We start from the raw sequence: 26730 nt of genomic DNA, 5'->3' as shown, positions 1-26730 counted from the left end.
GGTGCCCCGGGCCGGGGGCGGCCCGCTCAGGCGATGGTCAGCCGCGCGATCTTGCCACCGCGGCCACGCGCTCGCCGAAAGACCGCGCGGTGTCGAGGTCACCGCGGGGAATCTCGGCCGGGCTCGCGTCCGAGGGCGACTGCGTCAGCAGGCCGCCGTAGCCGCCGATGTAGTTGGTCGAATCGCGCGTGGCGGCCTTGTTGTTGGTCGGCAGGATGCCCATGCTGACCCAGATGCCGCTGTGCTGCATCGCGAGCGTCCACAGGTAGGTCATGGTCGTGACCTTGTCGCCGTTGATGGTGGCGCTGTTGGTGAAGCCCGCGAAGAGCTTGTCCTTCCAGCCCTGCGTGTACCAGACCTTCGACGATGCATCGGCGAATTTCTTGAACTGCCAGCTCACGCCGCCCATGTAGGTGGGCGAGCCCAGGATGATGGCGTCGGCCGCGGCCAGGGTCTCCCAGCCGCCCTCGGGCAGGTTGCCGTCCGCGTCGATGGCGAGCAGTTGCGCGCCCGCGCCGTCGGCCACGGCTTGCGCCACGCGCTGGGTATGGCCGTAGCCGGAATGGAAGACGACGACGATGTTGCTCATGTTCGGTGGCTCCTTGCGATGGGAATGGATGCGGGGATCAGCGCTTGTCGATGCTGAAGCGGCCGGGACCGAAGGCGGCGAAGGCGAGCAGGCCGCCGGCGATCGCGATGTTCTTGTTGAAGTTGATCTGCTGCGCCATCTTCATCGCGTCGGGCACGGCCCAGTACTTGTGGAAGAACAGCGCGGTCGCGACCGTGAAGATGGCCATGGCGATCGCGGTCCAGCGGGTCTTGAAGCCCAGCAGCAGCGCGATGCCCAGGCCGAGCTCGACCACGATCGCGATCGCCGCCGCCACCTCGGGCAAGGGCAGGCCGGCCGAGGTGATGTAGCCCACGGTGCCGCCGAAGCCCATGAGCTTGCCGATGCCGGCCGGGATGAACAGGTAGGCGATCAGGATGCGGCCGATCAGCGCCAGCGTGTCCTGCGCGCCGTTGGGGGTGGTGGTGGTTGCCATGGTTCGAACTCCTCGGTTGTGTTGAATGGAATGAAGGGAACGGGTCGCGAAAAAAGGCCGGGCCCTCGCCCGGCCCGGGAACACATCAGGCGGCGAGGTCGAACACCAGCACCTCGGCATCCTTGCCGCCGGCCAGCGTCAGCCGCGATTCGCCCTCGAGCAGCGCGGCGTCGCCGCCCGCGAGCTTCTGGCCATTGACCTCGAGCTCGCCGCGCACCAGGTGCACGTAGCCCTTGCGCTTCGGATCGAGCGCGAGGCTCGCGCTCTCGTCGCCGTCGAGCAGGCCCGCGAACAGGCGCGCATCGGCATGCACCGTGACCGAACCGTCGGCGCCGTCGGGCGAGGCCACCAGGCGCAGCTTGCCGCGCTTCTCGGCCGCATCGAACTTCTTCTGCTCGTAGCCGGGCTCGATGCCGCGCACGTTGGGCTGGATCCAGATCTGCAGGAAGTGCGTGGTCTCGTCGGCCTTGTGGTTGAACTCGCTGTGCATCACGCCGCGGCCGGCGCTCATGCGCTGCACGTCGCCAGGCGGGATCGATTCCACGTTGCCCATGCTGTCCTTGTGCGCCAGCTCGCCCGAGAGCACGTAGCTGATGATCTCCATGTCCTTGTGGCCATGGGTGCCGAAGCCGGCACCGGCGGCCACGCGGTCCTCGTTGATCACGCGCAGGTTGCCGAAGCCCATGTGGGCCGGGTCGTAGTAGTTGGCGAAGGAAAAGCTGTGGAACGAGCGCAGCCAGCCGTGGTCGGCATAACCGCGTTCCTGGGATTTACGGACTTGCAACATCGTCGGACTCCTTGGGCCGGTCCCGTGGGGATCATCGGCCTTCTTCGTATGCCGCGCCGGATGCGCAGCGGATGGGAAGAACTTTAGGCCCGCGCCCCCGAGGGAAAAGCGCCGCGCTTTGATGGCATCATTCAAATTTTTTGAATGATGGAGCCGCGACCATGCCCAGCCCCCGCGACGTGCTGACCCCCGATGCGCTCGCCATGCTGCAGACCGTGGCCCACACCGGCAGCTTCGCCGCGGCGGCGCGCGCGCTCGACCTCGTGCCCAGCGCGCTGAGCTACCGCGTGCGCCAGATCGAGGATGCGCTCGACGTGCTCTTGTTCGACCGCAGCGCGCGGCAGGCGAAATTGACCGAGGCCGGCGCCGAGCTGCTGCGCGAGGCGGCGCGACTGCTCGGCGAGATCGACGCCGTGGCCAACCGCGTGAAGCGCGTGGCCACCGGCTGGGAGCCGATGCTCACGATCGCGGTCGACAGCGTGATCGCGCGCGATCCGCTGCTCGACCTCGCCACCGCCTTCTTCGCGCTCGAGCCGCCGACCCGCCTGAAGCTGCGCGACGAGACCCTGCTGGGCACCATCGAGGCGCTGACCAGCGGCGAGGCCGACCTCGCGATCGGCGCGGTGCTCGATGCCGCCAGCCTGGCATTCACCGCCACCGGCCTGCGCAGCCTGCCGCTGGGCGAACTGCGCTTCATCTACGCGGTGGCGCCGCACCATCCGCTGGCGCGGCTCGAGGAACCGCTGAGCGACGCCGTGCTGCGCCAGTACCGCGCGGTGGCCGCGGCCGACTCGGCGCGCAGCAGTCCCGGCATGACGGTCAACCTGGTCGGCGGACAGGACGTGCTGACCGTGCCGACCATGCAGGCCAAGCTCGCGGCGCAGCTGCACGGCCTGGGCGGCGGCTTCCTGCCCGAGCCGATGGCACGGCCCTACATCGAGGCCGGCCACCTGGTCGAGCGCCGCACCGAGCGCCAGCCGCCGCTGGGCAGCATGCACTGCGCCTGGCGCGTGCGCGCGGCCGGCAAGCCCGGGCGCGCGCTCGAGTGGTGGCTCGCCCAGTTCGAGCACGAGGGCACGCGGCGCGCGCTGCTCGAACGGCACCGCGGCCGTTGATGCCCGCGGGACGCGCATCGTCGTTTGCCCCAGGGTGGCTGCGGCACGCGCGCAGACCGGGTTAGAGTCGGCGCAGCATCCACCGTCTTCACCTCGTCACAAGAAAAGGGTCCAGCATGACCACTCGTCCTCGCGCCAAGGCAGACCGCCACCGAACCCCGGCCCCCTCCCCCGACACCGCACCCGCCGCCGCGCCGCGCCACTACGCCGTCGTCGGCGCCGGCATGGCCGGCGTGGCCTGCGCGCGCACGCTGGTGCAGGCCGGCCACCGCGTCACGCTGTTCGAGCGCGGCGACGGGGCGGGCGGCCGCATGGCCAGCGTCGACACCGCCTTCGGCCGCTTCGACAGCGGCGCGCAGTACTTCACCGTGCGCGACGCGCGCTTCGCGCAGGCACTCGAAACCGTGCCCGGCCTGTGCCGGCGCTGGAGCGCCAACCTCGTGCGCGTGCTCGATGCCCACGGCCGCGTGGCCGAGGCCGCGCTGCCCTCGCTCGAATCGCACTGGGTGGCCCAGCCCGGCATGGACTCGCTGGTGGCGCAATGGGCGCGGCCGCTGGGCGACAGCCTGGTCACCGGCACGCAGGTCACGCGCATCGAGCCCGACGCGCTCGATGCCGCGCGCTGGCAGCTGCGCACCGCCGGTGCCGGCGACTCGCAGCGCGTGTACTCGGGCTTCGACGCGGTGCTGCTCGCGGTGCCGCCCTCGCGCGCCCGCGCGCTGCTCGAGGACGGCAAGCTGTCCCGCAGCATCAGCCGCGCGGTCGAGCCGGTGCGCATCGCGCCGTGCTGGACGCTGATGATCGCCTTCCCGCAGGCCAACCAGCCGACCATGTCGCACCTGGGCCCGCAATGGAACGCGGCGCGCAGCACGCACCACCGCGTGGCCTGGCTGGCGCGCGAATCGTCCAAGCCCGGCCGCGAACGCATCGAGCGCTGGACCCTGCAGGCCAGCGCCACCTGGTCGCAGGAACACCTGCGCGACGATGCGCCGCGCATCGAGGCCAAGCTGCTGCGCGCCTTCTCCGAGATCACCGGCATCCATGCCACGCCGGCCCATGCGCAGGCGCTGTGCTGGGCCGAGGCCCAGACCCAGGTGCCGGTGGGCCAGAGCCACCTGTGGGACGCCAAGGCGCGCATCGGCGTGGCCGGCGACTGGTGCATCGGCCATCGCGTCGAGGACGCCTTCGTCTCGGGCCTGTCGCTCGCGCTCGCGGCGCTGTAGTTCGCGTTCCGGGGCCGGCCGCGGCCCCCTGCCGTTTTCCATGCCTCCCGTCGGCCGCTTCGCTCCCTCGCCCACCGGCCCGCTGCATGCGGGCTCGCTGGTCGCCGCGCTCGCGAGCTGGCTCGACGTGCGCGCGCAAGGCCCGCGGGCGCGCTGGCTGGTGCGCATCGAGGACGCCGACACCGAGCGCTGCCTGCCGGGCATGGGCGAGCGCATCCTGCGCCAGCTCGCCGACTGCGCGCTGATCCCCGACGAAGAGCCCGTGTGGCAGACCGCGCGCACCGCGCGCTACGAGGCTGCGCTGGCTCGCCTGCGCGAACGCGGCCTCGCCTACCCCTGCGGCTGCTCGCGCAAGGACATCGACGAAGCGCTCGCGCGGCTCGGCCGGCAGCACGAGCGCCATGGCGAGCGCGTCTACCCCGGCACCTGCCGCGACGGCCTGCATGGCAAGCCCGCGCGCGCCTGGCGCTTCGCCACGCAGAAGTTCGAGGCCGCGGCGCCGGGCGAACTCCACTGGACCGATCGCCGCCTCGGCGCGCAAGGCCAGGACGTGGTCCGCGAGGTCGGCGACTTCGTGCTGCGCCGCGCCGACGGCCCCTGGGCCTACCAGCTCGCGGTGGTGGTCGACGATGCCGACCAGGGCGTGAGCGACGTGGTGCGCGGCGAGGACCTGGCCGACAACACCGCGCGCCAGATCCTGCTGCAGCGCGCGCTCGGGCTGCCGACGCCGCGCTACCTGCACACGCCGCTGGTGCGCGGCGCCGACGGCCACAAGCTCTCGAAGCAGAACGGCGCGGCGGCCTTCGACACCGCCACCCCCGAGGCCGCGCGCGCCGCGCTCGAGGCGGCGGCACGCGTGCTCGGCCTGGGCCCGGCCGCGGGCGCTTCCTGCGCCGAGGCGCTGGCCGGCTGGGTGCCCGCATGGCGCGCTCTCTACAATTCGCGGCCGCAATGACCTTTCCCGATACCGTGTCCCACGACCTTCCGCCCGCCGACGACGCAGGCGACAGCACTACGCCCCATCCGCTGCACCGCCGCCTCAAGAGCTTCGTGAAGCGCGGCGGCCGCACCACCGACGGCCAGGCGCGCGCCTTCGCCGAGCTGGGCCCGCTGTTCCTGCTGCCCTACCGCGAGCAGACGCTGGACCTGGCCGCCGCCTTCGGCCGCGAGGCGCCGACCGTGCTCGAGATCGGCTTCGGCATGGGCGAGGCCACGGCCCACATCGCGACCGTGCGGCCCGACACCGACTTCCTCTGCTGCGAGGTGCACGAGCCCGGCGTGGGCGCGCTGCTCAAGCGCATCGGCGAGCAGAGCATCCCGAACATCCGCATCTGCGCGCACGATGCCGTCGAGGTGCTCGACCACATGCTGCAGCCCGCCACGCTGGCCGGCGTGCACGTGTTCTTTCCCGATCCCTGGCACAAGAAGCGCCACAACAAGCGCCGGCTGATCCAGGCCGAGTTCGTGACCAAGCTCGCGCAGCACCTGCGCCCCGGCGGCTACATCCATTGCGCCACCGACTGGCAGCCCTATGCCGAGCAGATGCTCGAGGTGCTGTCGGCCGAGCCGCTGCTGCGCAACACCGCCGCCGACTACGCGCCCAAGCCCGACTACCGGCCGCTGACCAAGTTCGAGAACCGCGGCCTCAAGCTGGGCCACGGGGTCTGGGACCTGGTGTTCGAACGCGCCTGAGCGCGCCCTGCGTCAGTCCTCGACCACGAAGCGGAACGGCAACCGCATCGCGCTGCGCAGGCCCTGGCCGTTCGCGTCGCGCGCCGGCTCGAAACGCCAGGCCTGGAGCGACTTCGTCACCGCCTGCGACAGCAGCGGATGCGGCGAGCTGAGGATCCGGATGCGATCGGCACGCCCCTCGGGGTCGACGTCGAAGGCCGCGACCACCGTGCCCGCCACGCCCTGCTCGGCCAGTTGCGAGGGATAGGGCGGGATCGAGCGCTGCAGCACGCGCGCGTCGGACACCGGCGCTGGCCGCCGCGCCGGTGCCGGATCCGCCATCGGCGCGGGCGCGGGCGCGATCGTGGGGGGCGCGGCGATCTCCAGCGCCGGCGTCCCGGTCCCGCCCTGCGAGAAGCCGGCCTCCGGTGCCTCCGGCGCCCTGTTCCGGGCCAGGTCGGTGCAACCGGCCAACACGGCACATCCCAGTGCCAGCACAGCGATCTTGTTCATGCGGGCGATTCTGCATGGGCAAAACTTCCCGTCGGGCATCCAAATTGCTACACTTTTTTACTATTTTTAGCAAAAGGTGTCCGATGAACGACGCACGCAGACAGTGGCTGATGAAGACCGGCGCCCTGCTGACCCTGGGCACGGCCCTGCCCCGCGCGTTCGCGCAGGCCACCCGCGCGGCCGCGCCCGCCGGCGCCCGCGTGGTGCTGCTCGGCCAGTCGGTGCCGCTGACCGGCACGGCCGGCGAGATCGGCCTGGCCTTCGCGGCCGGCAGCCGGCTCGCGGTGAGCGACTTCAACGAGCGCAATGCCGCCAGCGGCCTGCAGCTCAAGCTGCTGCAGCTCGACGACGGCTACGACGCCGCCCGCGCGGCGGCCAACGCCCGCACCCTGCTGTCGCGCGACAAGGCCGACATGCTGTTCGGCTTCGTCGGCACCGCCAGCAGCAATGCCGGCGCCGAGGTCGCCACCCAGCAGGGCAGCCTGCTGTTCGCGCCCTTCGCGGCCTCGGACACCCTGCGCGGCCCCGCGCATCCCAACGTGTTCCATGTGCGCCCCGGCATGATCGACGAGGCGCTGAAGATCGTGCGCCAGTGCGCCACCGTGGGGCAGACCCGCATCGCGCTGGTGGGCGACGACGACGCGATGGGCCATGCCGGCCTCGCGGCGGTGCAGCAGGCTGTGAGCGAACTCAAGCTGCCGCCGCTGGTCGCCACCGCGCTGGTGCCCGCGGGTGGCGGCAAGCCGCTCGAGGAGGCGCTCAAGGCCGTGCAGAAGCCCTCGCCGCAGGCCATCGTGCTGGTGTCGCTCTCTGGCACCACGGCCAATGCCATCCGCGCGCTGCGCAAGAGCGGCTACACCGGCAGCTTCATGGCCTTCTCGATCGTGGGCATCGACCCGCTCTACGCCGAGCTCGGCAAGGACATCGGCGGCATCGTGATCTCGCAGGTCGTGCCCTCGCCGCGGCCTTCGGCGATCCCGATCGTCAAGGAGTACCGTGCCGCGGTCGACAACTCCGACCAGGCACCTTCGTACGAAGGCCTCGAGGGCTTCATCGCCGCCAAGACCGTGGGCGAGGCGGTGCGCCGCGCGGGCCGCGGCTTCACGCCGCAGAGCCTGCAGCGCGTGATGGGCGCGATGACCGACTACGACGTCGGCGGCTTCCGCATCAACCTGCGCCCGGGCCTGCGCGACAACGTGCGCAGCATCGACCTGATCAGCATCTCTTCGGACGGCCGCGTGCTGCGCTGAAGCTTCAGGCCAGGTTCGGGTGGTAGCCCACGGGCGAATAGATCACCACCAGCGCCGTGGCCGGCCCCGCGAGCGCATGCCCGCGGTGCGGGATGCGCGCGTCGAAATGCAGCGTGTCGCCGGGTTCGAGGATGAACTTGTCGCCCCCGACCTGCCACTCCACGCGGCCCGTGAGCACGTGCATCATCTCCTCGCCCTCGTGCTCGAAGAACACGAACTTGTCGACCTTGTCGGGGAAGGTGAACAGGAAGGGCTGCAGCGCGCGGTCGGTGGTGGCGTCGGTCAGCGCGAAGTAGTCGTAGCCGAAGGCGCTGCCGCCCATCACGGTCGGGCGCTTGTCGGCATGCCGCACCAGGCTCACGCCGCGCCAGCTCTGCTGCGCATGCGCGTTGTCGGTGAGCAGGCTCGCGGCCTCGATGCCCAGCACGCTCGCGATGCGCGCCAGCGAGCCGATCGGCGGCACCTTCTGGCCGCTCTCGATGCGCGAGAGGTAGGCCTTGCCGAAGCCGGCCTGTTCGGCCAGCGCCGCGAGCGTGAGGCCCGCCTCGAGGCGGCGCTGCTTGAGACGCACGCCGAGGTCCACATGGGCCGGCACCTCGGCGGGGGCCGCTGCCACGGCTGGAGCGGCGGGGGCCGCCGCGCGCCTGGGCGCGCGGGCGGTTTTCTTTGAAGCAACCATGCTCCGAATTTAACGGAACCGGTTTACCTGCCGGCACACCCGGTTGCCCGGATGGCCGGCACCGCGCGAGAAGAACTCAGTTCTTGTCGGCTTCGAAACCCGCTGCGTTGAAGAACACATTGGGCTTGCGATAGATCGCGAGGATGGTGCAGCCCTCGTCCGAGCGCGTCTCGTGCAGCGAGCCCGGCTGGCGCCAGACGAACTGGCCCGCGCGGCAGATGCCGTCGTGGTCCGAGAACGAACCCTCGAGCACCCAGCTCTGCTCGATCTCGGGATGCTTGTGGAACGGCAGCACCGCGCCGGGCTCCCACTTGAGCAGCACCGTCATCTCGCCCGATGCGTCGTTGCGGTAGAGCACCTTCATCTGGATCTTCGGAAACTGCGAGGGCCGCCATTCGAGCGTGGCGGGATCGACGTAGACGGAACCACCGATGGTGGGTTGCAGCTTGCCGGAGAGGCGTTCCTTGAAGACGGCGGACATGGTGTTTGACTCCTGTGAATGAATGGATGGGTGGGGGACGGGGGACATCGCCGCAGCGGGTGGATTCGATTCTAGATCGAAGTTTCCCATTGGACAACTTTTGAAATCATGGGACAGATCAGGCGGCGAAGCGCAGCCGGTTGGCCTCGCGCGCGGCGCCGTATTCCATGATCCGGGCCACCTCGGCCGCGGGTGCGGGGCCGAAGCGTTTCTCGATCAGGTACAGCACGGCGTCGATGCACAGCGTGACGCCGCCGCCAGTGACCACGCGGCCGTTGTCGACCACGAGCGCGGGCTCGGTGCGGATCGCCGGATAGCGTTGCCGCAGCTCATCGAGCGGCGAGGTCTCGGGTGGCACCACCTCGAACTTGGTGGTCGCGCGCAGGCCGTCGAGCACGCCGGCCTCGGCCAGGATCATCGCGCCGGTGCAGACCGAGCAGACCAGCGCTTCGGGCGCCACACGGCGCACGAACTCGAGCACGCGCGCATCCTGCGAGGCGGCGCGCCAGCCGGGCCCGCCGGGCACCAGCAGCACGTCGACCTCGCGCACCTCCTCGAAGCTCCTGTTCGGCAGCACCTGCAGGCCGTTGGCGAGCGTGACCGGCGCGCGGTCGAAGGACACGGTCTGGTAGCCGAGCTCGGGGATCACGCGCCGCGCCATCGAGACCACGCCGATGGCGGCGAGGTCCACGGGCTCGATGCCCTCGTAGAGCAGGAAGGTCATGTGCATGCGCGGGTCTCCGTTCTGAATGAAAAAAGCGTGGGGGTCATGGTTCGAGGATCAGGCGCTCGCGCTTGGCGGTGTCGAAGGCATGCGCGTCGGCATCGGCCAGCGGCCGGGTGTCGGCCGCCACCGGCCACTGCGCCGCGAGCCGCGCATTGAGCGCGATCCAGTCGCGCTGGTCGGGCGCGAGGTCGGCCGCGGGATGGATCGCCTGCACCGGGCACACCATCTCGCACAGGCCGCAGTTGGCGCAGGCGCGCGGATCGATGACCACGAAGTTCGGTCCTTCGTGGAAGGCGTTCTGCGGGCACACCGACACGCACTCGCCATAGCGGCATGCGATGCAGGCTTCGGTCACGACGAAGGTCATGCGGCCGCGCTCAGAAGTTGCGCACCGAGTCGTCGCGCGTTTCGTGCGCGAAGAAGGCCGCCACCAGCGTCACGCAGGCCAGGCCGATCAGCATGATCGACACGCCCGCGGTGCCGCCGAGCTTGCCCACCAGCAGGGTGGCGAGGATCGGCGCCAGTCCGCCGCCGAGCGCGGCCGACACCTGGAAGCCGAAGGAGGCGCCGGTGTAGCGCACGCGCGCGCCGAAGAGCTCGGGAAAGTAGGTGGCCTGCGGACCGAACATCAGGCCGTGGCCGAAGCTCAGCGCCACCGCGGTCGCGGCGATGATGATCCACGGATCGCGCGTGTCGACCAGCCAGAACAGCGGGAACGCGAAGACGATGGTGAAGAGCGTGCCCGCGAAGTAGAACGGGCGGCGCCCGACGATGTCCGACAGCCAGCCGAACAGCGGAATCGTCACCACCTCGATCGCCGCCGCGACCATGATCGCGTTGAGCAGCATCTCCTTGGGCAGGCCCAGGTTCTTGGTCGCGTAGACCACCATGAACACCGTGAGCATGTAGACCCACGAGACTTCGCAGATCTTCAGGCCGACCGCGATCAGGAAGTTCTTCGGATCGCGGAACACCGCTTCGGCGAAGGGATTGCGCGCGATCTCCTTCTTGGCCTTCATCTCGAGGAACACCGGCGACTCCGACACCCGCGTGCGGATGAAGGCACCGAGCGCCACCAGCACCACGCTCAGCAGGAAGGGCACGCGCCAGCCCCAGGCCATGAAGTCCTCCTCGGGCAGGGTCGACACCATCGAATAGACGCCCGCCGACAGGATCAGGCCGATCGGGAAACCGACCTGCACCAGGCTGCCGCACAGCCCGCGCCGGCGCTTCGGCGCATGCTCGAGCACCATCAGCGCCGCCCCGCCCCACTCGCCGCCCAGGCCGATGCCCTGCACGATGCGCAGCACGATCAGGAGGATCGGCGCCCAGATGCCGATCTGCTGGTAGGTCGGCAGCAGGCCGATGGCGAAGGTGCCGAGTCCCATGATCGCGAGCGTCAGCAGCAGCATCGACTTGCGGCCCAGCCGGTCGCCGAAGTAGCCGAACACCGCGCCGCCGAAGGGCCGCGCGAAGAAGCCCACGGCCGCGCTGCCCAGCGCGGCCAGCGTGCCCATCAGCGGGTCGTCGGCGGGAAAGAAGATCTTGTTGAAGACCAGCGCGGCGGCGGTGCCGTAGATCAGGAAGTCGTACCACTCGATGATGGTTCCGACCGAGCTGGCGAACACGACACGGCTGACTTCGGAGCTGTCGGTCTCGGCCGACCGTCCCTCCTGGGCCAGCGCGGGGTTTGCGGGGTGATTCATGGTGGTGGCTCTCCGATGCGAGGTTGATGGCTCTGCTGGCGGGGACCGCCCGCCTCGAGGGCGGCGGCGGCACGGGTTGCCCGTTTTCGTGCACGGGCGTTGGAAGCTGCGCGAAGATTAGTTTTGTTTCCCAATGGGAAACATATCGCTTTCCCTGAGATGAAATATCCGCCGCTCCAGGGGTAAATCCCGTATCGGGAGTTGCCCATTTTTGGTGAATAAGTTTCCCATCGGGCTACTTCTTCGCAAGAGCCATGCCACGGGACGGCGCCGGAGACCGCCCTCTTAGAATCCAGGCCCAAGAGATGGCGTACCTCTTCGAACCGCCGCACCTCCGTGCGGCTGATGACGCCTACAGACACCTGACCTCGTCAGGGCTGTAGGCGCTCGCGTGCATGCATCCCCCGCTGGTCAGGCCGATCGATCCGAGCCCCTGAACCATGCGCAAACTTTCCAACTTCGAACCGCTGCAACTGCTGCCCTTCATCGGCCGATGGCTGCTGCTCGCCACGCTCGTGGCCGCCCTGGCCGGCACCGCCTCGGCCTTCTTCCTGCACGCCCTCGACCTGGCCACGGCCTGGCGCGAGGCCCATCGCTGGATCGTCTGGCTGCTGCCCGTCGCCGGCATGGCCGTGGGCCTGGCCTATCACCGGCTCGGCAAGCAGGTGGACGCCGGCAACAACCTGCTGATCGAGGAGATCCACGACCCTCGCCAGGTGGTGCCGCTGCGCATGGTGCCGCTGGTGCTGGGCGGCACCGTGGTCTCGCACCTGTTCGGCGCCTCGGTCGGCCGCGAGGGCACGGCCGTGCAGATGGGCGGCGCGCTGGCCGATCAGCTCACGCACGTGTTCCACCTGCAGCGCGACGACCGCCGCGTGCTGCTGATGAGCGGGATCGCCGCGGGCTTCGCGTCGGTGTTCGGCACGCCGCTGGCCGGGGCCATCTTCGGCCTCGAGGTGCTGGCCATCGGCCGCATGCGCTACGACGCGCTCTTTCCCTGCATCGTCGCGGCCTTCGTGGCCGACCGGGTCTGCACCGCCTGGGGCATCCACCACACCCACTATGCGATCGGTGCGGTGGGCGCCATCGACGCCTGGCGCGTGCTCGCGGTGGTCCTCGCGGGCATCGTGTTCGGCCTGGTCGGCATGCTGTTCGCCACCGCGGCCCATGCGCTGGGCGCGCTGGTCAAGCGCCTGATCGCCTACCCGCCGCTGCGTCCCTTCGCGGGCGGCGTGGTCATCGCCACGGCGGTGTGGGCGCTCGATGCCCACCGCTACATCGGCCTGGGCATCCCCGACATCGTCCGCTCGTTCCAGGCGCCCATGCAGCCCTGGGATTTCCTCGCCAAGCTGGTCTTCACCGTCGCCTCGCTGGGCACGGGCTTCAAGGGCGGCGAGGTCACGCCGCTGTTCTACATCGGCGCGACCCTGGGCAACGCGCTGGCGCCGCTGCTGCACATGCCCTTCGCGCTGCTGGCCGGCATCGGCTTCGTCGCCGTCTTCGCGGGGGCCGCGAACACCCCGATCGCCACCACCCTGATGGCGATGGAACTGTTCGGCGCCGACATCGGCCCCCTGGCCGCGATCGGCTGCGTCACCGCCTACCTGTTCTCGGGGCACACGGGCATCTACCGCGCGCAGCGCATCGGCCACCGCAAGCACCACGGGCGCGCCGCGGAGGACGGCAGGCGCGCTTGAACGCCGGACGGTTCAGGCCGTGCTGTCGAGCAGCAGCTCCGCGAAGCGCTGCTGCACGTAGAGCGCGGTGGCGCCCAGCGGCCGCCCCTGCAGCCACAGCATGCGCACCGACAGCCGCGGCAGCGCGAGCGCGGGGCACGGCAGTTCCTTGAGGGCCTGGCGGTAGCCCTCGTAGTGCGCGATGTTGACGGGCAGCACGGCCCATCCGAGCTTGTCGGCCACCATCTCGGCCGTGCTGTAGAAGCTGTCGGAGCGCCAGACGCGCGGGCTGTAGGCCACCTCGTGCACGTCGTCCGCATGCATCAACAGTTGCCGGTGCCCGACCAGGTCCTTGCGCCGCACGGTGCGGCCGTCGGCCAGCGGATGGTCGACCGCCACGAACACGCCCTGCGGCACGCTGCCGATGCGGCGCAGCTCGAAGCAGGCACGCGCCGGGCCACGGTCGAAATGGAAGGCCACGCTCGCGCGCTCCTGCTCCACGTAGTCGGCCACCTCGGTGGCGGTGCCGTTGAGCAGCGTGAGTTCGAGGCTCGGGTACTTCACCGAGATCTCTCGCAACAGCGTGGCGATGGCGGTGTACGGCAGCGCCTCGTCGAAGGCCATCGAGAGCGCGGCCTCGCTGCCGTCGTGCAGCGAGCGCGCGCGCTGGTCGAGCTGCTCGGCCTGGCGCAGCAGCTCGCGCGCCTCGAGCAGCAGCACCTGCCCCGCCTCGGACAGCTGCGCATTGCGCCGCGAGCGATCGAACAGCGCCACGCCGAGGTCGGCCTCGAGCAGGCCAATGGCCGTGCTCACGGCCGACTGGGCCTTGCCGAGCCGGCGCGCGGCCGCCGAGAACGAGCCGCAGTCGGCGGTGGTGACGAACTGGCGCAACTGGTCGACGGTCCATTCCATGGGCCTGCCTCTCTTTATCTATTTATCAGATGGATTTCATCTTTATTCATCCATTCTATTGAAGCAAGATCGGCAGTCCAGGCGAGGCGACCTCGCCCCGTCCCTGAAAAGAGAAGTCCGTTCGTATGCCGATCTCCCGTCTCGCGATGCCCCGCATCCATACCGCCCCCATCGACCTGAACTGGTGCCACGACCCGGCGCAGGAAGCCGCCATCGCCGCGCTGTTCATGCGCCAGCTGAGCCCGCGCTACATCTCGCATTCCGAGTTGCAGGGCGAGCGCGCCGTCGCGCCCGGCGAATGGCGCCGCGACCTGCCCGAAGTGCTGCGCGCCGAACTGCGGGAAACGCTCGCGCTGCCGCCGGCCACGGCCGCCTCGCTGATCGCCACCGCGCATGCCGGCGATGCGCTGGCCGCGATCGCGCTGGTGTCCATCGACGAGGTCGGGCGCGCCGCGCGCGCCTTCGCCACGCTCGACGACCTCGTGGTCGATGCGCCGTTCCAGTCGGCCGGCGTCGGCGGCCAGCTGTTCGACTGGGTTTGCGCCGAACTGCGGCAGCGCGGCATCGCGCGCCTGTTCCTCGAGAGCGGCCTCGGCAACCAGGGCGCGCACCGTTTCTTCGAGGCGCGCGGCTGCATGCCGGTCTCGGTCACGATGCTCAAGGAACTGGAGGCCTGAGCGATGAATACCGTGTTCAGGCAATGGGTCACCCTGGTGATCGTCTCGATGGCGCTGCTCTTGATCGTGGTCGACATGACCGTGCTCTACACGGCGCTGCCCACGCTCACGCACGATCTCGCGGCCTCCTCGTCCGAGAAGCTCTGGATCGTCAACGCCTACACCGTGGTGGTGTCGGGCTTCCTGCTCGGCATGGGCGCGCTCGGCGACCGCGTGGGCTACAAGCGCATGTTCCTCGCGGGCCTCGTCGTGTTCGGCGTGGCCTCGCTGAGCGCCGCCTATGCCGGCAGCCCCGCGGCGCTGATCGCGGCGCGCGGCCTGCTGGGCGTGGGCGCCTCGATGATGATGCCGGCCACGCTGGCCATCATCCGGCTCGCCTTCGCCGACGAGCGCGAGCGCGCGGTCGCCATCGGCGTCTGGGCCTCGGTCGCCTCGGGCGGCGCCGCGTTCGGCCCGGTGGTCGGCGGCGTGCTGCTCGAGTACTTCTGGTGGGGCTCCGTGTTCCTCATCAACGTGCCGGTGGTCGTGCTCGCGCTGGTGCTCGGCGCCTGGCTGCTGCCGGGGCGGCGCGCGGGCGCCACCGCGCAGCCGAAGCCCTTCGACGTCGTCGGCTCGGTGCAGGTGTTCGTGGCGCTGGTCTGCCTGGTGCTCGCGATCAAGGAATTCGCCAAGCCCGCGCCCTCGGGCCTCGCGATGGGCATCAGCGGCGCGCTGAGCCTGCTGGCCATGGCGCTGTTCGCGCGCCGCCAGCGTCGCAGCGCGAGCCCGCTGGTCGACTTCCGGCTGTTCCGCGACCCCTATTTCTCGGGCGGCGTGATCGCGGCCATCGTGGCCTCGGTGGCGCTGATCGGCGTCGAGCTGGTGTTCAGCCAGCGGCTGCAGCTGGTGAGCGGCCTCACGCCGCTGCAGGCCGGCCTGACGATCCTGCCGGTGCCGCTCGCCGCCTTCGTGGCGGGCCCGCTCGCGGGCATGCTGCTGCCGCGCATCGGTTCGCGCCCGCTGATCCTCGGCGGCCTGCTGGCCACCGCGCTCTCGCTGTGCGGGCTGGCGCTGGCCGTCGATGCCACGGGCGCATTCAAGCTCGCGGTGCTGGTGCTGCTGGGCCTGGGCGTGGGCGCGACCATCACGGCGGCCTCGAACGCGATCATGAACAACGCGCCGGCCGAGCACGCGGGCATGGCCGCGTCGATCGAGGAGGTGTCGTACGAACTGGGCGGCGTGCTCGGCATCGCGCTGCTCGGCAGCGTGCTCTCGTCGACCTACACGGCCACGCTGGCCATTCCCGACACGCTGGCGGTGCCGGCCTCGGCGCGCGACGGCATCGATGGCGCCCTGCTCGCGGCCGAGACGCTGCCCACCCAGGCCGGCACGCAGCTCGTGGCGCTCGCGCACACGGCCTTCGACCAGGCCTTCTTCGCGGTGATGGCGGTGGCGGTGATGGCGGTGGCCGTGGTGATCGTCGTCGCGGCGGCCTGCTCGGTGGCCGTGCTCGGCTGGCGCAGCGCGAAACCGCGCTGCGCCTGAGCCCAGCTCTCAGCCCTTCGCGGCCTCGTCGATCAACGCCGCCACCTCCACCGGCTTCGACGCCAGCGAGGCGTGGCTGGCGGCCAGCGTGATGACCTTGCGCGCGCCGAGGCGCGCCGACATGCGCTCCTGGTTGGCCAGCGCGATCATGCGGTCGTCGCTCGAGATCTGGTACCACGAGGGCTTGTTCTTCCAGGCCGGCGCCGTGATGGCGTCGCCGAAGGTGCTGGCCAGCGGCGCCTTCTGCGTCACGCCCATCACCAGGCCCTCATCGGCGCTCAGGTCCTGGCAGAAGCTCTCGTGGAACTTCTCGGGCTTGACCCACAGGTAGCCGTCGCTGTCGGGCGCGAGGTTGGGCACCGCGACCGGCGGATGCTGCTCGGTGATGGCGCCGGGGCTCTCGCCCGCATCGGGCGCGAAGGCCGCGATGTAGACCAGCCCGACCACGTTCGGCAGGTCGCCCGCCTGCGTGATGACGGCGCCGCCATAGGAGTGGCCCACCAGCAGCACCGGACCCGGCACCTGCGCCACCATCCTGCGCGTGCGCTCGGCGTCATCGGCCAGCGAGGTCAGCGGCAGCTCGACCGCGCGGATGCCCACATGGCCCTTGCGCGAAAGCTCGACGATGACCTTGGCCCAGTGCGCGGCGCCACCCCAGAAACCATGGACCAGAACGACTGTCGGCATGTTGCTCATGATTCGGAACCTTCCCTGTAGAACGAAAGACCGCCTGGCCCCCATGGCATGGCGGGAGGCCGTTATACGCCGCGCCATCGACCCGTCGGTGACAACCGTTCAGCCCGTGCTGACCATGCGCTGCAGCGCCTCGAGCGACAGCAGTTCGATGCGGCCATAGCCCAGCGCCACCACGCCCTCGCCCGCGAGCGCATTGAGTTCCTTCGACAGCGTCTGGCGCGTCACGCCGAGCATCATCGCCAGCGCCTCCTGCGGCAGCGCCACGCGCTGGCGCGTGTGCTGCGACTGCGTGGCATCGCCGCGCGCCAGCACCAGCAGCCGGTGCGCAACGCGCGCGCGCAGGCTGCGCAGCGTGGCGTCCTCGGCCAGGCCGTAGAGCATGCGCACGCGCGCGGCCAGCATGGCGGCGATCGCGTTGGCGAACAGCACGTCGCGCATCAGCAGCCCGAAGGACCGCGGCGAGATCACCAGCAGGTCGAGCGCCTCGAGCGCGGTGGCGTCGTGGGTGCGCGGCGAGCCGTCGATCAGCGTGATCTCGCCGAACCAGTTGCCGGGCTCGAGCACCGCGAGGATCGCCTCGCGGCCGTCCTGGCGCAGCGACGAGATCTTGATGGTGCCCGCGGCCAGCCCGAAGAAGCCGCCGTCGGCGATCACCGGATCGCCCTGGCGGAACACCATGGCGCCGCGCCGCAGGTGGATCAGCTCGGCCGCGCCCAGCAGGTTCTCGCGCTGCGCGCGCGGCATGCTCATGAACCAGGGGTTGGACTCCATCGCCGCGCGATGGGCGGCGGACAGGCGCGGTTTGGCGGGAGCGGACATGCGGTGCGGCGGTGGCCGGAAAGAGGTGGAGGCCGATGGCGCGAGACAAGTCGGCGACAGGCGCGGGCGGGGTTTACCTGCAGCCTCAATTGTCAAATTCTTGACAGTTGAGCGTCAAGCCCGGGTCTACAGTGCCCTCACCCACGAACGAGAGACCCACCGGAGACGACAACGATGAATGCACGGGCAAGCTTCAAGACCATGCAGGACAGCACGCGCGAGGACTGGCAGCTGATCGGCGGCGAATTCATGCAGTTCACGCGCGGCCTGCCGGAGCGCGTGATCAAGCACCTGCAGATCCTCGAGGGCGACTACGGCGGCTTTCCGGTCGACCGCTACACCCACTCGCTGCAGACCGCCACCCGCGCGCTGCGCGACGGCCGCGACGAGGAGTACGTGGTGTGCGCGCTGCTGCACGACATCGGCGACACGCTCGGCAGCTTCAACCATCCCGACATCGCCGCCGCGATCCTCAAGCCCTTCGTGAGCGAGGCCAACCACTGGATGGTGCAGAACCACGGCATCTTCCAGGGCCACTACTTCTTCCACCATATCGGCCTGGACCGCGACATGCGCGACAACTTCAAGGGCCACCCGCACTACGAGCGCACGGCCGAGTTCTGCGCGCTCTACGACAACCCGGCCTTCGACCCGAAGGCCGAGACCCTGCCGATCGCCGAATTCGAGCCGATGCTGCGGCGCGTGATGGCGCAGCCGAAGCAGAGCATCTACAAGTCGGCGCTGAAGGAGCCGGCCACGGCTTAAAAAATCGGACATCCGAACGCAGTCGACAACCTCCAAAGGACCCCCACCATGAACGCCACCACCCAATCCGAAGTCCAGAAGCTCGTCTCCGCCGAGGAATGGCAATTGCGCGTCGACCTCGCCGCCTGCTACCGCCTGGTGGCGCTGTACGGCTGGAGCGACCTCGTGTTCACCCACATCAGCGCGCGCGTGCCCGGCCCCGAGCACCACTTCCTGATCAATCCCTATGGCCTGATGTTCGACGAGATCACGGCCTCGAGCCTGGTCAAGGTCGACCAGCAGTGCAACAAGATCATCGACTCGCCCTACCCCGTGAACCCGGCCGGCTTCGTGATCCACAGCGCCGTGCATGCCGCGCGCGAGGACATCCAGTGCGTGCTGCACACGCACACCAAGGCCGGCATCGCGGTCAGCGCGCAGAAGAACGGCGTGCTGCCGATCAGCCAGCAGTCGACCTTCGTGCTGGCGTCGCTGGCCTATCACGACTACGAGGGCGTGGCCTTCCGCGATGACGAGAAGCCGCGGCTGCAGGCCGACATGGGCCACGCCAACTTCCTGATGCTGCGCAACCACGGCCTCCTGACCTGCGGCAAGACCATTGCCGATGCGTTCCTTTCGATGTACACCTTCGAGAACACCTGCCAAATCCAGATCGCGGCCCAGTCGGGCGGCAGCGAACTCACGCACGTGAACCCGCAGATCATCGAAGGCGTGGGCCAGGCCATGAAGGTGCAAAGCGGCGGCCTCGGCGGCATGTTCGTCTGGCCCTCGCTGATCCGCAAGCTCGACCGCATCGACGACAGCTACAAAAACTAGGGCCTGTAAACACTATTCAAGGGGTCGCGTTGCCCCGCAAAGGGGCTGGATGCAAGGCGCCCGCGCGCAGCAAGGCGTCCGCCTTGCAAGCGCGGGCAACGCCGCAGACGGCCCCTTTGCGGGGCAACCCGGAGGGAAGCTCGCCAAAGCCCGCCCCTCGGCGTTGCGCTCCTAGCGTGTGCGGACGCACACGCGTCGTCGCGCGCCTTGATGGGCGGGCTCTGGCGAGCTTCGCGACCCCTTGAATAGTGTTAACAGGCCCTAAAACGCGTCGACCCCGGTTTCCCAGGCTGCCAGCACCCGCGCGACGGGGGCCGGCAGCCATTTTTTTAGATCCAGAAGAACGAATGAGGAGACAAGACCCATGGACGCCACGCTCATCGTGACCCGCTTCCTGTTCGGCGCGCTCGCGCTCGTGATGTTCGGGCTCGGGCTGTCGCTCTCGCTCGACGACTTCCGGCGCCTGTTCCGGCATCCGAAGGCCGTGACCATCGCGCTGCTGCTGCAGGTCGTCGGCCTGCCGCTGGCCTGCTACGCGATCATCGTGGGCTTCGGGCTCTCGCCGGTGTTCGCGATCGGGCTCATGCTGCTCGCGGCCTCGCCCGGCGGCATCTCGGCCAACCTGTTCTCGCACCTGTTCGGCGGCAACGTGGCGATGAACATCTCGCTCACGGCCGTCAACACGCTGCTGTCGATCGTCACGCTGCCGCTGATCGCCAACTGGGCCATCAACCATTTCGCGCAGAGCGGCCAGGTGGTGCCGCTGCAGACGCGCAAGCTGGTCGAGGTGATCGCCATCGTGCTGATCCCGGTGGCCATCGGCATGTTCGTGGCCTCGCGCCGGCCCGGCTTCGCGGCGCGCATGGAGAAGCCGACCAAGATCTTCAGCGGCGTGGTGCTCGCGGTGGTCACGGTGCTGGCGATCGCGAACGAGTGGAAGACCATGGCCGCCACCTTCGCCGAGATCGGCCTGCCGGTGGTGCTGTTCAACGTGCTGAGCCTGCTCGCGGGCTACTACCTGAGCCGCGCCGCGGGCCTCGAGAAGCCGCTGGCCACCGCCATCAGCTACGAGATCGGCATCCACAACTCCACCTTGGCGATCTTCGTCGCGGTCAGCGTGCTCGGCAGCTTCCAGCTCGCGCTGCCGGCCGCGGTGTACTCGGTGGCGATGTACGTCACCGCCCCGCTGTTCGGATGGTTGCTGCTGCGCCACCGCGCGCCCGAAGTGGCGCCTGCGCGATGATGCGCGCATGGAACTGAGGCAACTGCGCTACTTCGTCAAGGTCTGCGAACTGCGCAGCATGGGCCGCGCGGCGGTCGAGCTCGGCGTGGTCACCTCGGCGCTGAGCCAGCAGATCAGCCGGCTCGAAAGCGAGCTCGCCACCCGCCTGCTGCAGCGCAGTTCCACGGGCGTCACGCCCACCGATGCCGGCCTGGCCTTCCTGCAGCAGGCCCAGCTCACGCTGCGCCATGCCGACGACGCGGTGCGCGCGGCGCAGCAGGCGCGGCTGTCGGGCCATGTCAGCGTGGGCCTCGCGCCCACCACCGCCACCGTGCTCGGCGTGCCGCTGATGCGCGCCATGCAGGAGCGCTATCCCGAGGTGCGGCTGCACATGGTCGAGGCGCTGTCGGGCCATCTCACGACCATGCTGCATGCGCGCCAGCTCGACCTGGCCGTGCTGTTCCAGACCGACACGCCGCGGCGCTGGAGCGTCTCGCCGCTGCTGGCCGAGAAGCTCTTCGTCGTGGCCTCGCCCACGCTCGCCAGGCGCCCCATGGGCACCAAGGTGCGGCTCTCGCAGCTGGCCGAGGTACCGCTGATCCTGCCGAGCGGCAGCCACGGCCTGCGCGCCACCCTGATGGCGGCCTTCCTGCGCGCGCGCGTGCAGCCGAACATCGTGGCCGAGGTCGACGGCCTCGCGCTGCTGATGGACGCGGTGCGCGCCGGCTACGGCGCCACCGTGCAGCCCGGCGCCGCCACCGCGCGCCACGACCGCGACGACCTCGAGCTCACGCAGATCGCCGATGCGCACGTGGGCCGGCGCAACCTGCTCGTGAGCCTGTCGGACGACGAGCTCTCGCCGGCCGCGCTGGCCACGCGCGTGGTGGTCGCCGACACCGCGCGCAGCCTCGTTCGCGACGGCCGCTGGACCGGCGCGAGTCTTCTCGAAAACTGAACACCCGTTGCCGCTTTCGGCCTTTCGCGTGAAGGCCGCGCTGCCTAAAGTCTCCTGGATTCCAAGGAGACCCACGAGTGATAGACGTACTGGTTGTCGGCGGCGGCAATGCCGCGCTGTGCGCCGCCCTGATGGCGCGCGAGGCCGGCGCTTCGGTGCTGCTGCTGGAGGCCTCGCCCAAAGCATGGCGCGGCGGCAATTCGCAGCACACCCGCAACCTGCGCTGCATGCACGACGCGCCGCAGGACGTGCTGGTCGATGCCTACCCTGAAGAGGAGTACTGGCAGGACCTGCTGAAGGTGACGGGCGGCCTCACCGACGAGCACCTCGCGCGGCTCGTGATCCGCGCCTCGTCGAACTGCCGCGACTGGATGCGCGGCCACGGCGTGCACTTCCAGCCGCCGCTGTCGGGCGCGCTGCACGTGGCGCGCACCAATGCCTTCTTCATGGGCGGCGGCAAGGCGCTGGTCAATGCCTACTACCGCAGCGCCGAAAGGCTCGGCGTGCAGATCCGCTACGACACGCCCGTGGCCTCGGTCGAGCTCGACGGCGAGCGCTTCGTGGCCGTGCGCACCGAGGCCGGCGAACGCATCGCGGCCAAGAGCTGCGTGCTCGCGGCCGGCGGCTTCGAATCGAACCGCGAATGGCTGCGCGAGGCCTGGGGCCGGAACGAGCGCGGCGAATGGCCGGCCGACAACTTCCTGATCCGCGGCACGCGCTTCAACCAGGGCGTGCTGCTCAAGCACATGATCGCTGCAGGCGCCGACAGCATCGGCGATCCCTCGCAGGGCCACATGGTCGCCATCGACGCGCGCGCGCCGCTCTACGACGGCGGCATCTGCACGCGCATCGACTGCGTCTCGCTCGGCGTGGTGGTCAACCGCGAAGCCCGGCGCTTCTACGACGAGGGCGAGGACTTCTGGCCCAAGCGCTATGCGATCTGGGGCCGGCTGGTGGCGCAGCAACCGGGGCAGATCGCATGGTCGATCATCGACCAGAAGGCGGTCGGGCGCTTCATGCCGCCGGTGTTCACCGGCACGCAGGCCGGCACGCTCGGCGAGCTGGCACGGAAGATCGGCCTGGACGAAGCCACCTTCGTGCGCACCGTGCAGGACTACAACGCCGCCTGCCGCGTCGGCCGCTTCGACCACACCGCGCTCGACGACTGCCACACCGAGGGCCTCGCGCCCGCCAAGACGCACTGGGCGCGCCCGCTCGACACCGCACCCTTCTACGCCTACCCCGTGCGTCCCGGCATCACCTTCACCTACCTGAGCCTGAAGGTGGACGAGACCGCGGCCGTGCGCTTCGGCGGCCGGCCCAGCCCCAACCTGTTCGTGGCCGGCGAAATGATGGCCGGCAACGTGCTCGGCAAGGGCTACACGGCGGGCGTCGGCATGAGCATCGGCACGGCCTTCGGCCGCATCGCCGGCACCCAGGCCGCGCGCGCGGCCCGGCATCTTTCGAAGCATTCCCCGGAGACCCCTCTTGCAGCAGCTCACTGATCTCGTCGCCCGCGCGCGTGCCGATGCGGACGGCATCGGCGCCACCCCATCGCGCGTGATCCCGATCCAGCCCGCCCTGCCGCTGACCGCCCCCGAGGGCGAGGTCGCGCGCATCCTGCAGATCTGCAACGCCTGCCGCTACTGCGAGGGCTTCTGCGCCGTGTTCCCCGCGATGACGCGGCGGCTCGAGTTCGGCAAGGCCGACACGCACTACCTGGCCAACCTCTGCCACAACTGCGGCGCCTGCCTGCATGCCTGCCAGTACGCGCCGCCGCACGAGTTCGCGGTCAACGTGCCGCAGGCCATGGCCCAGGTGCGCATGCAGACCTACCACGACTACGCCTGGCCCGCCGCGATGGGCTCGCTCTACGAGAAGGCCGGGCTCACGGTCGCGCTGGCGCTGGCCGGCGGCCTCGCGCTGTTCCTCGTGCTCGCGGTCGCGATGAGCGGCTCGCTGCTGCACGAGCCGCTGGCCGGCAACTTCTACGCGATCTTCCCGCACAACTTCCTCGCGCTGCTGTTCGGCACGGTGTCGCTGTTCGTGCTGCTCGCGCTGGCCCTGGGCGTGCGGCGCTTCTGGCGCGAGGTCTCGCCGGCCAACGACCCCGGCAACGCGCCGGCCATGGCGGGCGTGCGCGGGCCCGCGAGCGCGGAAGCGGCGCACGACGCGCTGCGCCTGAAGTACCTCGGTGGCGGCCATGGCGAGGGCTGCAACAACGAGGACGACCGCTTCACGCTGTGGCGCCGGCGCTTCCACCACTTCACCTTCTACGGCTTCATGCTGTGCTTCGCCTCGACCTGCGTGGCCACGCTCTACCACTACCTGTTCGACCTGCATGCGCCCTATGCGCTGACCAGCCTGCCGGTGCTGCTGGGCACCGCGGGCGGCATCGGCCTGGTGGTCGGCCCGATCGGCCTCCTGTGGCTCAACCTGCGGCGCGACCCGGCGCATGGCGACGTCGCGCAGCGGCCCATGGACCGCGGCTTCGTCGCGCTGCTGCTGCTGACCAGCCTCACCGGCCTGGCGCTGCTGGCCTGGCGCGACACGCGATTCATGGCGCTGCTGCTGGCGGTGCACCTGGGCGTGGTGATGGCGCTGTTCCTCACGCTGCCCTACGGCAAGTTCGCGCACGGCATCTTCCGCTGCGCCGCGCTCTTGAAGTTCGCGATCGAGAAGCGCCTGCCCAGCCGCCTGCAGCTCGGCGCCGACTGAACCCATACCCGATATCGAAGAAAGGACCTCCGCGATGACGAACCCTGGCGTGCTCCAGATCCCCTCCATGAAGGACAAGTGCTCCGCCGCCGAATGGCAGGCGCGCATCGACCTCGCCGCCTGCTACCGGCTGGTCGACCTCTACGGCATGTCCGACATGATGGCCAACCACATCTCCTCGCACGTGCCCGGCGAGAAGGGCGCCTTCCTCATCAACCCCTACGGGATGATGTACGAGGAGATCACGGCCTCGAGCCTGATCAAGGTCGACCAGGACGGCAACATCCTGTCCTCGCCCGACTTCGGCGAGCTGAACTACGGCATCAACAAGGCCGGCTACGTGATCCACAGCGCGGTGCATGCCGCGCGGCCCGACGTGGCCTGCGTGATCCACACCCACAGCTGGGCCTCGATGGCCGTGTCCTCGCTCGAATGCGGGCTGCTGCCGCTCACGCAGACCGCGATGCGCTTCCTCAAGATCGGCTACCACGACTACCAGGGCGTGGTGCTCGACACCGCCGAGCAGGCCTCGCTGCTGGAGGACCTCGGCGACCGCGAGGCCGTGATCTTCCGCAACCACGGCGCGCTGGTGGTGGGCCGCAGCGTGGGCGAGGCCTTCAACTGGATGCACCGGCTCGAGCTGGCCTGCCGCGCGCAGATCGGCGCGATGTCGTGCAACACGCCGCTCAAGGCCGTGCCGCAGGAGGTGCTCGAGGAGACCTGGAACAACTACCAGCCCGGCACGCGCCGCCCCTACGGGCTCATGGAATGGCCGGCGCTGCTGCGCAAGCTCGACCGCATGGATCCGGGCTTCCGCGACTGAAGCCCCCGCCTCCCCGCCTGCCCCAGAAGAACCAAGACGACTCCCGATGAAAAGAAGACTGTTCCCCGCCGTACTGGCGCTGCTCGCCGCGGCCATGGCCGTTCCCGCCTTCGCGCAGAAATTCCCGCAGAAGCCCGTCACGCTGGTCGTGCCCTTCGCGCCCGGCGGCAACCTCGACGTGGTCGCGCGCACGCTCGCGCCCGCGCTCGGCCAGATCCTGGGCCAGTCGGTGATCGTGGACAACCGTGCCGGTGCCGGCGGCGCCATTGGCGCGTCCTACGTGGCACGCGCGCAGCCCGACGGCTACACGCTGCTGGTCAGCACGCCCAATGCGCTGGTGGTGCTGCCGCTGATGACGAAGACCACCTATGCGCTCGACAACTTCGCGCCCATCGGCCTCGCCGCCACCACGCCGCTGGTGATCGCGGTGCGCGGCCAGGGTCCGTACAAGGACATCGAGGGCCTGCTCACCGCCGCGCGCGGCAAGCCGGGCCAGGTCACGGCCGGCCATGCGGGCCCGGGCACCACCAACCACATCGCGCTGCTGCAGCTCGAGCAGGCCGGCAAGCTGAGCCTCAACACGGTTCCCTACAAGGGCTCGGCACCGGCGCTCACCGACCTGCTGGGCGGCCAGATCGACCTGGTGGTGGACCAGCTCACGAGCTCGGCGGCCCACATCCAGTCGGGCATGCTGCGCGCGGTGGCCGTGATGTCGAAGGAACGCGACCCCGCGCTGCCCAACGTGCCGACCCTGCGCGAGGCCGGCCTCAAGGACTTCGACGCCACCACCGCCACCGGCCTGCTCGCGCCGGCCGGCACGCCCGCCGAGGTGGTGCAGGCGCTCAATGCCGCGCTGCGCAAGGCGCTGGCCGACGAGAACGTGAAGCGCCGCCTGATCTCGGTCGGCAGCCCCGGCCAGGCCTCCTCGCCCGAGGAGTGGCTCGCGACGCTCAAGAAGGAAGACGCCGGCGCCCGCCTGCTCGCGAAGAGCGGCAAGCTCAAGGTCGACTGAGGAGGCACGCCGCATGACCCGCCCCTGCCTGCCTCCGCACGAGGCCTTCGCACCCGTGGCCTTCGCGCTGCCGCCCGGCGCCTGCGACAGCCATGCCCATGTCTTCGGTCCCTACGCACGCTTTCCGCTCGCCGAGGACCGCAGCTACACGCCCGCCGAATACCCGGGCGCGGCCTTCATCGCGCACCTCGACCGGCTCGGCCTCGCGCGCGGCGTGCTGGTGACCGGCAGCGCCAGCGGCACCGACAACGGCGCGGTGCTCGCGGCGTTGTCGCAGTACCCCGAGCGCCTGCGCGGCATCGCCGTGCCGCGCGCCGACACCGGCGATGCCGAGCTCGACCGCTGGCATGCGGCGGGCATCCGCGGCGTGCGCTTCAACCTGTTCCAGCGCGACGGCCATGCGGTCTACCGCAACGGCGTGGGCATCGAGGTGCTGGAGGCACTGGCGCCGCGCCTCGCGGAACGCGGCTGGCATGCGCAGATCTGGATCCACGCGCCCGACCTGGTCGAGCTCGCGCCGCGCCTGCTGCGCCTGGGCCTGCCGCTGGTGATCGACCACATGGGCCGCATGGCGGCCGCGCGCGGCATCGAGGACCCGGGCTTTCGCACGCTGTGCCGGCTGCTCGCCGACGGCAAGGCCTGGACCAAGATCTCGGGCGCCGACCGCAACACCGGCCTGGGGCCGCCCTACGCCGACATCGATCCCTTCGCCGAAGCGCTGCTGCAGGCCAATGCCGAGCGCGTGGTGTGGGGCAGCGACTGGCCGCACATCAACTACTTCGAGGCGCAGCAGGTGCCCGACGACGGAGCCCTGCTGAACCTGCTGGCGCGCTGGCTGCCCGACGCAACGCAGCGCCGGCGCGTGCTGGTCGACAACCCGGCCGCGCTGTACGACTTTCCCCCGCCCGTGTAGAGCCCAT

General features: G+C 70.1%; 29 protein-coding genes and 1 riboswitch. Of the genes, 17 read left to right on the top strand and 12 right to left on the bottom strand.

Going from position 1 to position 26730, the window contains the following annotated elements:
- Positions 1-37 precede the first annotated feature (37 nt).
- The 3 genes from KV106_RS06410 to KV106_RS06400 form a co-directional block, all read right to left on the bottom strand.
- Complete coding sequence (locus tag KV106_RS06410) at positions 38-589, bottom strand: flavodoxin family protein (RefSeq protein WP_057596751.1); 552 nt, start codon at positions 587-589, stop codon at positions 38-40.
- Between the two features lie 37 nt (positions 590-626).
- Complete coding sequence (locus KV106_RS06405; RefSeq protein ID WP_057596750.1) at positions 627-1043, bottom strand: DoxX family protein; 417 nt, start codon at positions 1041-1043, stop codon at positions 627-629.
- Between the two features lie 85 nt (positions 1044-1128).
- Positions 1129-1830: a pirin family protein gene (locus KV106_RS06400; protein WP_057596749.1), complete on the bottom strand. Its 702-nt coding sequence runs from the start codon at positions 1828-1830 to the stop codon at positions 1129-1131.
- Between the two features lie 161 nt (positions 1831-1991).
- Here KV106_RS06400 and KV106_RS06395 point away from each other — a divergent pair, with 161 nt between their 5' ends.
- From KV106_RS06395 to trmB, 4 genes are all read left to right on the top strand, one after another.
- Positions 1992-2945 carry a LysR family transcriptional regulator gene (locus KV106_RS06395; protein ID WP_057596748.1) on the top strand — a complete coding sequence of 318 codons (954 nt, stop codon included), beginning with the start codon at positions 1992-1994 and terminating at the stop codon, positions 2943-2945.
- A 116-nt stretch (positions 2946-3061) separates the two neighbouring features.
- The gene (locus KV106_RS06390; RefSeq protein WP_082321844.1) at positions 3062-4168 is read left to right on the top strand and encodes an NAD(P)/FAD-dependent oxidoreductase; all 1107 of its coding nucleotides are present in this window, start codon (positions 3062-3064) and stop codon (positions 4166-4168) included.
- Between the two features lie 40 nt (positions 4169-4208).
- Entirely contained in the window at positions 4209-5123 is a 915-nt protein-coding gene (gluQRS, locus tag KV106_RS06385) for a tRNA glutamyl-Q(34) synthetase GluQRS (RefSeq protein ID WP_261207230.1), read from the top strand.
- Positions 5120-5860, top strand: coding sequence for a tRNA (guanosine(46)-N7)-methyltransferase TrmB (trmB, locus tag KV106_RS06380; protein ID WP_261207227.1), 741 nt, complete (start codon positions 5120-5122; stop codon positions 5858-5860). Before gluQRS ends, trmB begins: the two co-directional genes overlap by 4 nt.
- Positions 5861-5872: 12 nt before the next feature.
- On the opposite strand, the gene KV106_RS06375 is transcribed toward trmB, so the two are convergent.
- A complete protein-coding gene (locus KV106_RS06375; protein ID WP_261207225.1) occupies positions 5873-6352 on the bottom strand; it encodes an energy transducer TonB in 480 nt (159 codons plus the stop codon).
- 83 nt (positions 6353-6435) lie between these two features.
- Here KV106_RS06375 and KV106_RS06370 point away from each other — a divergent pair, with 83 nt between their 5' ends.
- Entirely contained in the window at positions 6436-7602 is a 1167-nt protein-coding gene (locus tag KV106_RS06370) for an ABC transporter substrate-binding protein (RefSeq protein ID WP_057597525.1), read from the top strand.
- Positions 7603-7606: 4 nt separating this feature from the next.
- Here KV106_RS06370 and KV106_RS06365 read toward each other — a convergent pair whose 3' ends face one another.
- From KV106_RS06365 to KV106_RS06345, 5 genes are all read right to left on the bottom strand, one after another.
- Positions 7607-8218: a helix-turn-helix domain-containing protein gene (locus KV106_RS06365; protein ID WP_057597524.1), complete on the bottom strand. Its 612-nt coding sequence runs from the start codon at positions 8216-8218 to the stop codon at positions 7607-7609.
- Positions 8219-8357: 139 nt separating this feature from the next.
- Positions 8358-8762: a cupin domain-containing protein gene (locus KV106_RS06360; RefSeq protein WP_057597523.1), complete on the bottom strand. Its 405-nt coding sequence runs from the start codon at positions 8760-8762 to the stop codon at positions 8358-8360.
- Between the two features lie 118 nt (positions 8763-8880).
- Positions 8881-9492 (bottom strand): DJ-1/PfpI family protein, encoded by a 612-nt coding sequence (locus KV106_RS06355; RefSeq protein WP_057597522.1) that lies wholly within the window; start codon positions 9490-9492, stop codon positions 8881-8883.
- A 37-nt stretch (positions 9493-9529) separates the two neighbouring features.
- Positions 9530-9856: a ferredoxin family protein gene (locus KV106_RS06350; protein WP_093344382.1), complete on the bottom strand. Its 327-nt coding sequence runs from the start codon at positions 9854-9856 to the stop codon at positions 9530-9532.
- 10 nt (positions 9857-9866) lie between these two features.
- Positions 9867-11195, bottom strand: coding sequence for an MFS transporter (locus KV106_RS06345; protein WP_057597520.1), 1329 nt, complete (start codon positions 11193-11195; stop codon positions 9867-9869).
- A gap of 292 nt (positions 11196-11487) precedes the next feature.
- Positions 11488-11557, top strand: a riboswitch (Fluoride riboswitch).
- A gap of 78 nt (positions 11558-11635) precedes the next feature.
- Between KV106_RS06345 and KV106_RS06340 the strand changes: the two genes are divergently transcribed.
- Positions 11636-12892 (top strand): voltage-gated chloride channel family protein, encoded by a 1257-nt coding sequence (locus tag KV106_RS06340; protein WP_261207213.1) that lies wholly within the window; start codon positions 11636-11638, stop codon positions 12890-12892.
- A gap of 12 nt (positions 12893-12904) precedes the next feature.
- Here KV106_RS06340 and KV106_RS06335 read toward each other — a convergent pair whose 3' ends face one another.
- Positions 12905-13783, bottom strand: coding sequence for a LysR family transcriptional regulator (locus tag KV106_RS06335; protein WP_057598144.1), 879 nt, complete (start codon positions 13781-13783; stop codon positions 12905-12907).
- A gap of 125 nt (positions 13784-13908) precedes the next feature.
- Here KV106_RS06335 and KV106_RS06330 point away from each other — a divergent pair, with 125 nt between their 5' ends.
- Both KV106_RS06330 and KV106_RS06325 read left to right on the top strand, forming a co-directional pair.
- Entirely contained in the window at positions 13909-14460 is a 552-nt protein-coding gene (locus KV106_RS06330; RefSeq protein ID WP_261207207.1) for a GNAT family N-acetyltransferase, read from the top strand.
- Between the two features lie 3 nt (positions 14461-14463).
- Positions 14464-15984: an MFS transporter gene (locus KV106_RS06325; RefSeq protein WP_261207205.1), complete on the top strand. Its 1521-nt coding sequence runs from the start codon at positions 14464-14466 to the stop codon at positions 15982-15984.
- 9 nt (positions 15985-15993) lie between these two features.
- Here KV106_RS06325 and KV106_RS06320 read toward each other — a convergent pair whose 3' ends face one another.
- Both KV106_RS06320 and KV106_RS06315 read right to left on the bottom strand, forming a co-directional pair.
- Positions 15994-16680 (bottom strand): alpha/beta hydrolase, encoded by a 687-nt coding sequence (locus KV106_RS06320; RefSeq protein ID WP_261207201.1) that lies wholly within the window; start codon positions 16678-16680, stop codon positions 15994-15996.
- Positions 16681-16779: 99 nt separating this feature from the next.
- Positions 16780-17499, bottom strand: a complete 720-nt coding sequence (locus KV106_RS06315; RefSeq protein WP_057597478.1) for a Crp/Fnr family transcriptional regulator — start codon at positions 17497-17499, stop codon at positions 16780-16782.
- Positions 17500-17673: 174 nt separating this feature from the next.
- On the opposite strand from KV106_RS06315, the gene KV106_RS06310 reads away from it, so the two are divergent.
- From KV106_RS06310 to KV106_RS06270, 9 genes are all read left to right on the top strand, one after another.
- The gene (locus tag KV106_RS06310) at positions 17674-18264 is read left to right on the top strand and encodes an HD domain-containing protein (protein WP_057597477.1); all 591 of its coding nucleotides are present in this window, start codon (positions 17674-17676) and stop codon (positions 18262-18264) included.
- Positions 18265-18312: 48 nt separating this feature from the next.
- Complete coding sequence (locus KV106_RS06305; RefSeq protein WP_093344395.1) at positions 18313-19080, top strand: class II aldolase/adducin family protein; 768 nt, start codon at positions 18313-18315, stop codon at positions 19078-19080.
- 364 nt (positions 19081-19444) lie between these two features.
- Positions 19445-20323 carry a bile acid:sodium symporter family protein gene (locus tag KV106_RS06300; RefSeq protein ID WP_261207186.1) on the top strand — a complete coding sequence of 293 codons (879 nt, stop codon included), beginning with the start codon at positions 19445-19447 and terminating at the stop codon, positions 20321-20323.
- 7 nt (positions 20324-20330) lie between these two features.
- A complete protein-coding gene (locus KV106_RS06295; RefSeq protein WP_057597474.1) occupies positions 20331-21257 on the top strand; it encodes a LysR family transcriptional regulator in 927 nt (308 codons plus the stop codon).
- Between the two features lie 77 nt (positions 21258-21334).
- Positions 21335-22762, top strand: a complete 1428-nt coding sequence (gene tcuA / locus KV106_RS06290; protein ID WP_261207182.1) for an FAD-dependent tricarballylate dehydrogenase TcuA — start codon at positions 21335-21337, stop codon at positions 22760-22762.
- Positions 22746-23975, top strand: a complete 1230-nt coding sequence (gene tcuB, locus KV106_RS06285; protein WP_314733631.1) for a tricarballylate utilization 4Fe-4S protein TcuB — start codon at positions 22746-22748, stop codon at positions 23973-23975. Before tcuA ends, tcuB begins: the two co-directional genes overlap by 17 nt.
- A gap of 34 nt (positions 23976-24009) precedes the next feature.
- On the top strand, positions 24010-24798 hold the full coding sequence (locus tag KV106_RS06280; RefSeq protein WP_261207180.1) for a class II aldolase/adducin family protein: 789 nt from the start codon (positions 24010-24012) through the stop codon (positions 24796-24798).
- A gap of 46 nt (positions 24799-24844) precedes the next feature.
- Positions 24845-25810, top strand: a complete 966-nt coding sequence (locus KV106_RS06275) for a tripartite tricarboxylate transporter substrate binding protein (protein WP_057598145.1) — start codon at positions 24845-24847, stop codon at positions 25808-25810.
- Between the two features lie 13 nt (positions 25811-25823).
- Positions 25824-26723: an amidohydrolase family protein gene (locus KV106_RS06270; protein ID WP_261207176.1), complete on the top strand. Its 900-nt coding sequence runs from the start codon at positions 25824-25826 to the stop codon at positions 26721-26723.
- The last annotated feature ends 7 nt before the right edge of the window (positions 26724-26730 follow it).

The sequence above is a fragment of the Variovorax endophyticus genome, from assembly GCF_025376855.1.
In the GTDB taxonomy this organism is placed as follows: domain Bacteria; phylum Pseudomonadota; class Gammaproteobacteria; order Burkholderiales; family Burkholderiaceae_C; genus Variovorax.
The sequence above is the reverse complement of the archived record's forward strand: the minus strand, read 5'-3'. Positions and strand labels throughout refer to the sequence as shown.

Bases quoted from the DNA above. Each gene is read 5' to 3' on its own strand.
- KV106_RS06410 (WP_057596751.1), bottom strand. From the start codon at position 589: ATGAGCAACATCGTCGTCGTCTTCCATTCCGGCTACGGCCATACCCAG.
- KV106_RS06405 (WP_057596750.1), bottom strand. From the start codon at position 1,043: ATGGCAACCACCACCACCCCCAACGGCGCGCAGGACACGCTGGCGCTG.
- KV106_RS06400 (WP_057596749.1), bottom strand. From the start codon at position 1,830: ATGTTGCAAGTCCGTAAATCCCAGGAACGCGGTTATGCCGACCACGGC.
- KV106_RS06395 (WP_057596748.1), top strand. From the start codon at position 1,992: ATGCCCAGCCCCCGCGACGTGCTGACCCCCGATGCGCTCGCCATGCTG.
- KV106_RS06390 (WP_082321844.1), top strand. From the start codon at position 3,062: ATGACCACTCGTCCTCGCGCCAAGGCAGACCGCCACCGAACCCCGGCC.
- gluQRS (WP_261207230.1), top strand. From the start codon at position 4,209: ATGCCTCCCGTCGGCCGCTTCGCTCCCTCGCCCACCGGCCCGCTGCAT.
- trmB (WP_261207227.1), top strand. From the start codon at position 5,120: ATGACCTTTCCCGATACCGTGTCCCACGACCTTCCGCCCGCCGACGAC.
- KV106_RS06375 (WP_261207225.1), bottom strand. From the start codon at position 6,352: ATGAACAAGATCGCTGTGCTGGCACTGGGATGTGCCGTGTTGGCCGGT.
- KV106_RS06370 (WP_057597525.1), top strand. From the start codon at position 6,436: ATGAACGACGCACGCAGACAGTGGCTGATGAAGACCGGCGCCCTGCTG.
- KV106_RS06360 (WP_057597523.1), bottom strand. From the start codon at position 8,762: ATGTCCGCCGTCTTCAAGGAACGCCTCTCCGGCAAGCTGCAACCCACC.
- KV106_RS06355 (WP_057597522.1), bottom strand. From the start codon at position 9,492: ATGCACATGACCTTCCTGCTCTACGAGGGCATCGAGCCCGTGGACCTC.
- KV106_RS06350 (WP_093344382.1), bottom strand. From the start codon at position 9,856: ATGACCTTCGTCGTGACCGAAGCCTGCATCGCATGCCGCTATGGCGAG.
- KV106_RS06345 (WP_057597520.1), bottom strand. From the start codon at position 11,195: ATGAATCACCCCGCAAACCCCGCGCTGGCCCAGGAGGGACGGTCGGCC.
- KV106_RS06340 (WP_261207213.1), top strand. From the start codon at position 11,636: ATGCGCAAACTTTCCAACTTCGAACCGCTGCAACTGCTGCCCTTCATC.
- KV106_RS06335 (WP_057598144.1), bottom strand. From the start codon at position 13,783: ATGGAATGGACCGTCGACCAGTTGCGCCAGTTCGTCACCACCGCCGAC.
- KV106_RS06330 (WP_261207207.1), top strand. From the start codon at position 13,909: ATGCCGATCTCCCGTCTCGCGATGCCCCGCATCCATACCGCCCCCATC.
- KV106_RS06325 (WP_261207205.1), top strand. From the start codon at position 14,464: ATGAATACCGTGTTCAGGCAATGGGTCACCCTGGTGATCGTCTCGATG.
- KV106_RS06320 (WP_261207201.1), bottom strand. From the start codon at position 16,680: ATGAGCAACATGCCGACAGTCGTTCTGGTCCATGGTTTCTGGGGTGGC.
- KV106_RS06315 (WP_057597478.1), bottom strand. From the start codon at position 17,499: ATGTCCGCTCCCGCCAAACCGCGCCTGTCCGCCGCCCATCGCGCGGCG.
- KV106_RS06310 (WP_057597477.1), top strand. From the start codon at position 17,674: ATGAATGCACGGGCAAGCTTCAAGACCATGCAGGACAGCACGCGCGAG.
- KV106_RS06305 (WP_093344395.1), top strand. From the start codon at position 18,313: ATGAACGCCACCACCCAATCCGAAGTCCAGAAGCTCGTCTCCGCCGAG.
- KV106_RS06300 (WP_261207186.1), top strand. From the start codon at position 19,445: ATGGACGCCACGCTCATCGTGACCCGCTTCCTGTTCGGCGCGCTCGCG.
- KV106_RS06295 (WP_057597474.1), top strand. From the start codon at position 20,331: ATGGAACTGAGGCAACTGCGCTACTTCGTCAAGGTCTGCGAACTGCGC.
- KV106_RS06280 (WP_261207180.1), top strand. From the start codon at position 24,010: ATGACGAACCCTGGCGTGCTCCAGATCCCCTCCATGAAGGACAAGTGC.
- KV106_RS06275 (WP_057598145.1), top strand. From the start codon at position 24,845: ATGAAAAGAAGACTGTTCCCCGCCGTACTGGCGCTGCTCGCCGCGGCC.
- KV106_RS06270 (WP_261207176.1), top strand. From the start codon at position 25,824: ATGACCCGCCCCTGCCTGCCTCCGCACGAGGCCTTCGCACCCGTGGCC.